Source organism: Mariniphaga sediminis (assembly GCF_003573545.1).
GTDB lineage: Bacteria > Bacteroidota > Bacteroidia > Bacteroidales > Prolixibacteraceae > Mariniphaga > Mariniphaga sediminis.
This window is the reverse complement of the sequence record NZ_QWET01000011.1, coordinates 59,968-71,277: the sequence shown is the minus strand read 5'-3', so window position 1 is coordinate 71,277 and position 11,310 is coordinate 59,968. Positions and strand designations below refer to the sequence as shown.

The window sequence follows — 11,310 nt, the reverse complement described above, 5'->3', positions numbered from 1 at the left end:
AGGTTTTGTTACTCTTTCAAAAAAAACCGAAGGAAACTTTCAGTACCGTTTCGGGCAACTAATATTTACAAACTCCAGCCATTCTTATAGGTATGTTTTACCCATTCTTCACACATCTCCTGAGCGTTCCACTTTACACTCTGTTTCGATTCCCCTTCCACTTTCCGGGTAACTATATCGGAAGAGAAAGGCAGCAGTTTGGTTGTCACCAGTGTTTCATCAGGAGAAATATTGGTAACTTTCATATTTTCGCTATCCCACAATAAAGTTTTCTGAAGCGACTGCATCCTCACCGCCAGATTACCCATAACAACCATTTCATTAAATGGACCGGAATATTCAAAACTGGAAGCTGGTTTTCCTCCGTTTTTACAGCAATTCACAAAATGCATTTCATGACGGCCTCCGCCCATTGGATCGTCCGGAATTCTGTCGATGTTCACCCGGGTCTCTGGAACTACTTCCTGCCCGTTTTTGTAGACTTTCCATTTGCCCCCATAAGCTTCTGCAATAAGTGTTGCCTTTGAGCCAATGAACATAAATCCGCCTCCCGGATTCATAGGGGCATCAACTGGTAAATCAAACGAACGCGCAGGCATCAACCCTCCGTCATACCAGGTTAATTCCAACTCAGGAAATGCGCAATAATCCAGGTTTTTGCGGGCCGGAAACAAGTAAGTAACCTGCGCCGAAACCGGAGCGCTTTCTGTATTCACCAAAGAAGAACTTGCCTGAAAAGCCTTGGGTGCTCCAAGGTGCAATGCATAATTAGGAACATCCAATAAATGGCATCCCATATCGCCAAGGGCCCCTGTTCCAAAGTCCCACCAGCCTCTCCAAATCCACGGATGATATTCCGGGTTGTAAGGCCGCATTTCAGCCGGGCCAATAAATAAATCCCAGTCCAGGGTATTTGGCACCTTCACTTCTTTCAGCGGCTTAGGCATCCCCTGCCGCCATATTGGCCGGTTTGTCCATACATGGACTTCTTTTATATCGCCAAGGCAGCCACTATGCACTACTTCGGCTACTTCATACACCGTATCGTTTGAGTGCCCTTCGTTCCCCATTTGTGTAACGACCCCTGTTTTTTGGGCCAGTTCCGTTAAATACCTCGATTCCCAAACCGAATGAGTGAGCGGCTTTTGCAGGTAAACGTGCTTGCCCAATTCCATGGCAGCCGCAGCAGGCAGAGTATGCGTATGATCGGGAGTGGCAATAACCACGGCCTCAATATCTTTCTGATTTTCCAGCATTTCACGGAAATCTTTCCACTTCTTCGCCTTTGGGTAAGCTTTAAATACCCTATCGGCATAATTCCAATCCACATCACACAGCGCCACAATATTTTGTCCGGGCATATTGTCGAGGTTAACTTTTCCTTTTCCACCAATACCAATACCGGCAATATTTAATTTATCACTGGGAGGAGTGTGCCCGAGTCCCGCCACAGCATGGCTTGGAATCACACTGAAACCTGCAACGGCCGCTGCAGTAGTTCCGATAAAACTGCGCCGGGAAGATTTTAGGTTCGATTTTAAATCCATGATTTATTGTTTAAACTGGTTATAAAAAAATAAAATTATTGTTCAGTACAAATCCTGAATGTGTAAATTTATTTATTTATTACGAAACAACCTGCTAAAATCCAAGTATTTTAAACTCAACCCGGCGATTCACCAGGTGTTCGGCTTCGGAACAATTAACCCCATTGGCACAACGGTTTAGCAACCGGGTTTCGCCGTAACCTTTTGCCGTCAAACGTTCTTTTTCAATTCCGTTTTCAACAAGATACTCCACAATGGAGTCTGCGCGTTTCTGGCTCAGCCACAGGTTGAACTCATCTTCTCTTCTGCTGTCGGTATGCGTTTCTAATTCCACTTTCAAAGAAGGATTATCTTTCATCAGCTTTATCAGCTTTTGCAATTCAGGCTCCGATTCAGGCATAATTCTCCATCTGTCGAAATAATAATTGATATTTTTAAGCAGAAAGTTTTTATTCCTCTCTTTTTTGAAAAGCTGAATTGTATCGACCACATTTGCCCCCATCGTAAAATAGGTCGAATCTACATTCTTCGAATAATCGAAATACCCCTCTTTAATCACGTGGACATTGTACACCATCAAACTGTCAAACTGAATACGCACCAAACCCGATGTGTCCGTTTCCCATTTTTCTTCAAGACATAACACATCTGCCTCAGGCAATGATTTTCCATCGCCAAAATCCAACACCTGGATCTGGTATTTCAAAATTTGTTTTAACTGTAATTCCACAATATTCCGACCTGCGAGGTTTTCCAAATCGGATTGGAAACCTTCCTTCTCAGCCATTAACCGGTAGCAAAGCCCCTTTTGTATTTCGAATTCGAAATTGCCCAGAATACCGGATTGTTTGGTTTCAATCACATTGCCATTACAATCCTGCAAATAAACGATAGCATCCGAAACAGGTTCCCCATTGTAACGGGTTGAAACTTTCCCGTTAAGCGTTTCAGTAACAGGAATAAATTCTATGTGATAAATATCGTCATTCCCCCGGCCAGGCCGGTTGGAAGAAAAATAGCCATATTCTTTCGACGGGTGAACAACCAAGCCAAAATCGTCAAAAGCCGTATTTAGCTTTCTTCCCGCATTCACCGGAGAAATATGGTGAGGAAAGTTTGTATAATAGATATCCATCTGCCCGTAATTTTCTTCATGCCCGTCAGATGAAAACAGCAGAAGGCCGTCCGGGCCAAACGTCGGAAACATTTCGTTCCCGGGAGTGTTGATCATTTCTCCCAAATTCTGAGGCCTGCTCCACTTTCCATCCTCTCTCACAGACATGTAGAGGTCAGATTTTCCGTATCCCCTTCTCATGTCACTGGAAAAAATCAGCGTATCGCCGGTGACGCTAACCGCTGGATGGGCAAAATGGTAGTTATCCCGGTTAAACGGTAGTTCTTCTGTTACTGTCCATTTCCCGTCTGTCTCCTTCATAATAACAAGACGTAACCGGACATGTTCCTCATTTATCATTCCGTGATGAATGGTGTCGCCATCTATTACGTTGCTCAGGGTAACAAACAGTTCGCCGGTAGCCTCACACCACGATACCGGTCCTTCGTGGTACAAGTTACCAAATCCCGGAACCAGCTTTCTCAATGAGACCGGATTCCCGACGCTATCGATCTCCGTACTGTACACATCATAAAAAGACATATTCCGCTGCTGAAGCCTTTCGTTCCCAAAATATTCTTCCCGGATGGAAGAAAAATACAATTCACCTTTTACAAAGGCGGGTGAGATATCGCTTTCAACAGTATTTACCGACGGCAAAAGCCTGACCTTGTAATCCACCAGGTCAAAAAAATTGTATTGCTGTCCATTCACCGTGCTTGCCAGCGTTATAAATAACAAAAGTATGGTCGTCGTTTTTCGTTTCATATTACCTCTTCTTTATTTCACAGCATTAAAACATTCTGGGCGTACTCCACCTGCGCCTTACGCCAAGCTCATACGACACCATTATTTCATGCGAACCGCTGTGAAACGATTGCAGGCGGGACGTGGAATAGTCCACCCCGTATCCTATCCGTAGCTGATGGTCAAATATCCATTGAGCTATAAACCCGAAAGAATCACCTGTGCGGTAATTCCCTCCCAGCCACACCTTTTCTCCCAGTAAAAAATTGGCAGAAAAGTCAATCACGGTTGAAGAGCCCCAAATGGATCTTGCCAAAAATGTAGGCTTAAATTGCAGGCTCCGGGAGAGATTGAATACATACCCTCCAATCAGGAAAAAATGCCGGAATTCAGCCCACGACGAATAATTATTGTAGTTATTCAGAAATTTCGTTTTTAAAATCTTCGGCGACGATAACCCGATATAATATCTCTCATGATATAGAAATGCACCGATTCCAAAATTAGGGATCACCTTCGAATCGGTATCACTCATAAACATCGGGTCGGCCGGATCGCCGGGATACCCTGTGTAATCAGCCAGGTTATTTGTGTAATGATTAATACCTCCCTTCAGGCCCAGGCGAAGGGAAGTTTCCCTGTTTAGTTTCAGCTGGTAAGAATAATCGAAATTTGCCATCAAACGTTTTTCAAAACCTGCCCTGTCCGAAATTACATTGAATCCGACGGCTACATTCCTAAACTTTGTGGGAGTTTGCATGGAAAAAGTGTACGTTTGGGGAGCTCCTTCCATTCCCATCCACTGGTGACGCCCCAGCACCAAAAAACCGATATTATCCCATGTACCGGCGTAAGCGGGATTAATGGTTTGCGTGTTAAAATTGTATTGTGTGAACATGGGATCCTGTTGTGCCCGGCCTTCGCTAAAAATCAGCAAAAACAGAAATAAAACTCCCAATCCCTTTACACTATTCAATTCAAATCTCATAATTTCTCTCTTTCTCATTTTGTGTATCGATTTTACCTGTTCAGAAATATGAATCCGGTCAGGGGTTCGTTGCCGTCTTTCAAATCAAGAATGTAATAATAAGTACCTGTTGGAAGTTTTTCATTGCCGAAACTCCACTTGTGAGTAGAATGCCCGTCCCACCAGGCATCGGTAGTTCCATGAATATCGATATTCCCGAAATTCTGCTTTTCGAATACCCGATTTCCCCAACGGTTGTATATTTCAATTTCAGCATCCGGGTATTTCTCCAAACACTTAATTCTCCAAAAATCCTGGATGCCATCATTATTGGGCGAGAACCCGGTGGGCAGAATCAGATCGCACTGTTCAACCGGAACCGTCACAGTGCTGCTGCTTTCCACCCTGACACCATCCGGCGAGGTGCCTGTTACTGTGGCTTTATTCTTAAATTGCCCGTTTATTTCATCCGAACTCTGAACAGTGTAGCTTGTGGAATAATTCATGGTCCCTCCCGGATGTAGTTCTTCTACTTCCTGTTCAAAACCTGTCAGAGAGTCCTTCACCACAACATTGTTCAGGGTAACATTTCCGTTATTGGTAACTACCAACGTAAAATCGACCACTTCGTCCAACGAAACCGTTGACGTAAAAAGAACAGCCTCTTTTTCTATTAAAATGGACGGCGTTTGAACCAACATTGTCACAGTTGGCTCATCATTTCCCACATTACTCCCCGACTGATCACTAACAGGCCGGTTCAGTACATCGAATCCACTTACGCTGGCTGAATTGGTAATAACCCCGGCATCCGAATCTGCCAGTGTTACGGTGTAAATAGCTGTTGCAGTTCCGGTTTCACCCCGTTGCAAAGCACCGGGAGTTACCGCAAGGTTGTCCACGCCAATCCGCTCATCATCAATGGTTAAATCCTCAATTTTTAATTCCCCTGTATTTGTCACCTCGAAAGTGTACGCAACAACTCCGTTTTCAGGAGAATACAATGCTGTCTTTACCAGGGCAACAGAAGATAGTAGCACGGATTGATCCACACTTATCGTCACCACTGCTTCATCGCAGAACGAAAAATTAACACCCTGGCATAATCTGTAATTCAGAGGAGTTGGATCAGAGATAAAACCAGACTCGGGAGTAAATGTAAGCGAACCTGTATTTGTATTATAATTCCACGTTCCTTCATTTTCAACTGTCAGTTCATTCTGCACCCCCTGATTCTGCAAATCAATATCGAGTTCTACCAATTCCGGCAATGCCGGTGAACCATCACTTAAAATGTCATTGGTCAGAATGTCGATAACCACCACTTCACCCGGCGTGACGTCATTCCGACTGTCGTCTGCAGCAACAGGCGACCCTTCGTCGTAATTCATGGTAACGGAGGCATTGTCGCTGAGGCCGGTCAGTTTTTCTGTTAAAATATAGTTCAACGGTGCCGGATCGGAAGTAAACCCCTGCAGCGGATTAAAAGTTACCTCCCGGGTTGCCTGATTGAAACTCCAGGTTCCTTCCCCCGACACAACAAGTTCATCCTGTATCCCCGCCATTTGTGAATCGAGGTCCACGGTTACCAGGTTTATTTGAATCGAGGTTCCGTCGCTTAACCTGTCATTAACCAGAATGTCAATGGTTCCGTTTTCTCCGGGTTCAATACCCGACATACTGTCATCATTCGCCTCGGGGGGAACTTCATCGTACTCAATTGTGATGGTGGCATCATCATTCCGGCCTGTCAGAATTTCCCGAAGGATGTAAGTTATTGGCGCAGGATCGGTGGTAAAACCGGGTTCGGGAGTAAACGTCACGTTTCCGTTTAATGTATTAAAACTCCACTTTCCTTCTCCGGCAGCAATAAATTCATTCTGGTTTCCACCGGCTTGCGGATTGAGATCAATTGTTACCAACACAGACAATGCCGGCAATGCAAGCGACCCGTCACTTAACCTGTCGTTGGAAAGGATGTTAATTGTTACAGCATTACCGGGAACATTTCCCGTACTGATATCATTTACTGCATACGGATCGCCTTCATTGTAATCAACACTGATATCAGCAATATCTTTGAGGCCTGTCAGATTTTCTGTCAATTCATAAGTGATTGCTCCAGGATCGGTGGTAAACCCCTGTTCCGGAGTGAATGTCACCTTTCCCGTAGCAGGATTGTAAACCCAGGCACCTTCGCCAGCAACAGTCCATACATGCTGAATACCATTTGCGGGCAGGTTGAGGTCAACATCCACCAGTTCAGGCAACACTTGCGAACTATCGCTTAACAAGTCATTGGAAAGAATTGCAATAACTACAGCTTCGCCAGGCACGTTGTCGTTACTAATATCATCCACAGCATAAGGTTCCCTTTCATCATAATCCACGCTGATGGTGGCATTGCTGCTGAGCCCTGTCAGGCTTTCTGTCAATTGATAGTCAACCGGGCCCGGATCGGTGGTGAACCCCTGTTCCGGAGTAAATGTCACCTCTCCTGTTGCCAGATTATAAGTCCAGGTACCTTCTCCAGCTACAATCCATTCAGACTGAATACCATCCTCCTGCAGGTTGAGATCAACATCCACCAGAGCCGGCAATACCTGGGAATTGTCACTTAACACGTCATTGGAAAGAATATCAACGACCACAATCTTTCCGGGCACGTTTTGGGTACTATTGTCGTTAGCAGTCACCGGTGGTTTTTCAGTATAGCCCATTGTAACGGTGGCACTGTCGCTCAGGCCTGTCAGGTTTTCAGTTAAAGAATAATTCATCGGCTCGGGCGCAATAGTAAAACCCGGTTCAGGGGTAAATGTTACCTCTCCGGTTGCCGGATTATAAGTCCAGGCTCCCTCTCCTGTAACAATAAATTCAGCCTGTGTTCCTGCCGTCAGTGAATCAATATCCACCGTAACCAGATCCTGTTGAACAGAAGTTCCGTCACTTAATAAGTCATTCGTCAGGATGTTGACTGTTCCGCTTTCGCCGGGTTCAATACCCAACATGCTGTCATCATTTGCTTTCGGCGGCACTTCATCGTATTCAATTGTAATAGTAGCATTATCGCTAAGGCCTGTCAGCACTTCACGGAGTACGTAGGTTATTGGCGTCGGATCAGTGGTAAATCCCGGTTCGGGAGTGTAAGTTACATTCCCGGTCAAAAAGTTTAAGCTCCAAACACCTTCACCGGATACAATAAATTCATTCTGAAGTCCGTCCGTTTCCGGATCGAGATCGAGCGTTACCAACAATGGCAAAGCCGGCAATGCCAGGGAGCCATCACTTAATTTGTCGTTGTCGATTATATTCACTATCGCAACATCACCCGGTGAATTGCCTGTACTGATATCATCGATGGCATAAGGATTCCCTTCATTATAGTCAACACTGATATTTGCGTTGTCGCTGCGACCGGTCAGGTTTTCTGTCAATTCGTAGGTTATCACTCCCGGGTCGGTTGTGAAACCCGCCTGAGGCGTGAATGTTACTTCACCTGTTGCTGAATTATAAGTCCATGTACCTTCATTTTCCGCAATCAACTCCGTTTGAATACCTCCTTCCAGAAGATTCAAATCAACTGTCACCAACCCCGGTAAAGCAGGCGAGCCGTCATGTAAGAGGTCATTTGCCAGGATGTTAATTATTACGGACTCTCCTGCCTGATTATCAGCGTTTGCGTCGTCGGTGGCCGTTGGAGGATCCAATGCAATAACCGTTTCGGTATCTTCTGCTTGCACCGCACTTGCATCAGGCGCATTTCCTGTAACCGAAACCACATTCACAACATTTCCCTGCTCCAAATCGGATAGAATAATGGTATAGTTTTCATTGAAGGTATCCGAAGCTCCCGGCACAAGGCTGGGAATATTGGCATTTAGCCCTGTAAGGGGATCTGTCACCAAAATATCTGTGATACTTACGTTGCCTGTGTTTTCAACCACAATGGTATAGGCAATCTCTTCCCCAACGGAAGAATATGTTTGCGGAGCAGCCGATTTGGTTACAACCAAGGAAGCATCCTGCACCGCGTTAACTGTTTCGCTGTCATTGCCCGAAACAGGAGTGTCGCCAACGGAATCGCCGTCGGTGTCAGCCGAGCCACTTCCCTCTGCTATGTTGGTGAACGATCCGTTATTCAGGTCGGCCTGTGTGATTTCATATCCTGCAGAATAAACCCACGCTTCGCCCACATCCAGAATTCCGTTGGTGTTAGTATCGCCGCTCTGGTAAGCCGGGCCGCTGGTAGCGTCATTGTCTGTCACCGCCGGGGAGTAAACTGTTACGTTCCCGGTATTGCTCAAGGTAATCTCATAGGTAATAATATCCCCAATGGCATCGTAAGTCTGACCGGCCGGGGAAAGTGTTTTCGACACTGCAATGGAAGCATCCTGCACCGCGTTCACTGTTTCGCTATCGTTGCCCGAAACAGGAGTGTCGCCAACGGAATCGCCGTCGGTGTCGGCTGAACCGCTTCCCTCTGCTGTGTTGGTAAACGAACCGTTATTCAGGTCGGCCTGTGTGATTTCATATCCTGCAGAATAAACCCACGCTTCGCCCACATCCAGAATTCCGTTGGTGTTTGTATCACCACTTTGGTAAGTCGGGCCGCTGGTGGCGTCATTGTCTGTCACTGCCGGGGAGTAAACCGTTACGTTCCCGGTATTGCTCAAGGTAATTTCATAGGTGATAATATCGCCAACAGCATCGTAAGTCTGACCGGCAGGAGAAAGTGTTTTCGACACTGCAATGGAAGCATCCTGAACCGCGGTTACCGTTTCGCTGTCGTTACCCGAAACAGGGGTGTCGCCCACAGAATCGCCGTCGGTGTCGGCGGAACCACTTCCCTCTGCTGTGTTGGTAAACGAACCGTTATTCAGGTCGGTTTGTGTGATTTCATAGCTAGCCGAGTAAACCCACACTTCCCCCACATCCAGAATTCCGTTGGTGTTGGTATCGCCGCTTTGGTAAGTGGGGCCGCTGGTAGCGTCATTGTCTGTCACTGACGGGGAGTAAACCGTTACGTTCCCCGTGTTGCTCAACGTAATTTCATAGGTGATAATATCGCCAACAGCATCGTAAGTCTGGCCGGCAGGGGAAAGTGTTTTCAACACTGCGATGGAAGCATCCTGCACCGCGGTTACCGTTTCACTGTCATTGCCCGAAACAGGAGTATCCCCCACAGAATTGCCATCTGTATCGGCTGAACCACTTCCCTCTGCTGTGTTGGTAAACGATCCGTTGTTCAGGTCTGTTTGTGTAATTTCATAACCGGCTGAGTAAACCCAGACTTCCCCCACATCCAGAATTCCGTTGGTGTTGGTATCGCCGCTTTGATAAGTGGGGCCGCTGGTAGCGTCATTATCTGTCACTGACGGGGAATAAACGGTTACGTTACCGGTATTGCTCAAGGTAATTTCATAGGTGATAATATCGCCCACGGCATCGTAAGTTTGACCGGCAGGGGAAAGTGTTTTCGAAACTGCGATGGAAGCATCCTGCACCGCGTTAACTGTTTCGCTGTCGTTGCCTGAAACAGGGGTGTCGCCCACAGAATCGCCATCTGTATCGGCTGAACCACTTCCCTCCGCTGTGTTGGTAAAGGAACCGTTGTTCAGGTCTGTTTGTGTAATTTCATATCCGGCCGAGTAAACCCAGACTTCCCCCACATTCAGAATTCCGTTGGTGTTGGTATCGCCACTCTGGTAAGTGGGGCCACTGGTAGCGTCATTGTCTGTCACTGCCGGGGAGTACACCGTTACGTTCCCGGTGTTACTCAACGTAATTTCATAGGTAATAATATCGCCAACAGCATCGTAAGTCTGACCGGCAGGGGAAAGTGTTTTCGACACTGCAATGGAAGCATCCTGCACCGCATTAACTGTTTCACTGTCATTGCCCGAAACAGGAGTATCCCCCACGGAATCGCCATCTGTATCGGCGGAACCACTCCCCTCTGCTGTGTTGGTAAACGATCCGTTATTCAGGTCGGCCTGTGTTATTTCATAGCTGGCCGAATAAACCCACGCTTCACCCACATCCAGGATTCCGTTGGTGTTGGTGTCGCCACTCTGGTAAGTCGGGCCGCTGGTAACGTCATTGTCTGTCACTGCCGGGGAGTACACCGTTACGTTCCCGGTATTGCTCAACGTAATTTCATAGGTGATAATATCGCCAACAGCATCGTAAGTCTGACCAGCCGGGGAAAGCGTTTTCGACACTGCAATGGAAGCATCCTGCACCGCGTTAACTGTTTCGCTGTCGTTACCCGAAACAGGAGTGTCGCCTGCGAAATCGCCGTCGGTGTCGGCTGAGCCACTTCCCTCTGCCGTGTTAGTGAAGGAACCGTTGTCAAGATCGGCCTGTGCGATTTCATAACCGGCCGAGTAAACCCATACTTCCCCCACATCCAGAATTCCGTTTGTGTTGGTATCGCCGCTCTGGTAAGTGGGGCCGCTGGTAGCGTCATTATCTGTCACTGCCGGGGAGTAAACAGGGAAAGTTCCTGTATTTTCCATCTCGATGGTATAACCAATAATCTCTCCAACGGAATTATAAGTTTGTGGCGATGCAGTCTTCACAAGGGTCAATTCTCCAGCCTGGGCACTACCGGCAACAGGTTCCGGTGCAGTAACAGCCCGAACCAATTCAACCTGACCTGCCAAAAACAGGATTAGCAATATGAAAACTTTTATATTCTTGGCCATAGTTTCAGGGCCCCTCCAAAAAGTGGCTGCATGTGTTTTATCCTTTCCAAAATAATAGGTTCCCGCTGCGTCCCTGACAGCCGGGAGGGCATTCCTGCGTGCAGTTTCCCCACCGGGGACGTAAGGATGCGGGGAAGATTTGCATAAAATCGTGCATGACACGAAATTCAGACAAAAACCCTTCAAAAAAAATTCACGAAATTTTGTGGTAACTGAATGGAGTAAATA

At 46.6% G+C, this 11,310-nt stretch carries 4 protein-coding genes; all 4 read right to left on the bottom strand.

Going from position 1 to position 11,310, the window contains the following annotated elements; all coding sequences use genetic code 11:
- Window positions 1–65: 65 nt before the first annotated feature.
- The 4 genes from D1164_RS14820 to D1164_RS14805 all read right to left on the bottom strand — a co-directional run bounded on the left by D1164_RS14820 (window position 66) and on the right by D1164_RS14805 (window position 11,082).
- Window positions 66–1,547 (bottom strand): Gfo/Idh/MocA family protein, encoded by a 1,482-nt coding sequence (locus D1164_RS14820; RefSeq protein WP_119350788.1) that lies wholly within the window; start codon window positions 1,545–1,547, stop codon window positions 66–68.
- 94 nt (window positions 1,548–1,641) lie between these two features.
- Entirely contained in the window at window positions 1,642–3,429 is a 1,788-nt protein-coding gene (locus tag D1164_RS14815; protein ID WP_119350787.1) for an OmpA family protein, read from the bottom strand.
- A gap of 25 nt (window positions 3,430–3,454) precedes the next feature.
- Window positions 3,455–4,414 (bottom strand): PorP/SprF family type IX secretion system membrane protein, encoded by a 960-nt coding sequence (locus tag D1164_RS14810; RefSeq protein ID WP_119350786.1) that lies wholly within the window; start codon window positions 4,412–4,414, stop codon window positions 3,455–3,457.
- Window positions 4,415–4,428: 14 nt separating this feature from the next.
- Window positions 4,429–11,082 (bottom strand): DUF7507 domain-containing protein, encoded by a 6,654-nt coding sequence (locus D1164_RS14805; RefSeq protein WP_172594480.1) that lies wholly within the window; start codon window positions 11,080–11,082, stop codon window positions 4,429–4,431.
- Window positions 11,083–11,310: the final 228 nt, after the last annotated feature.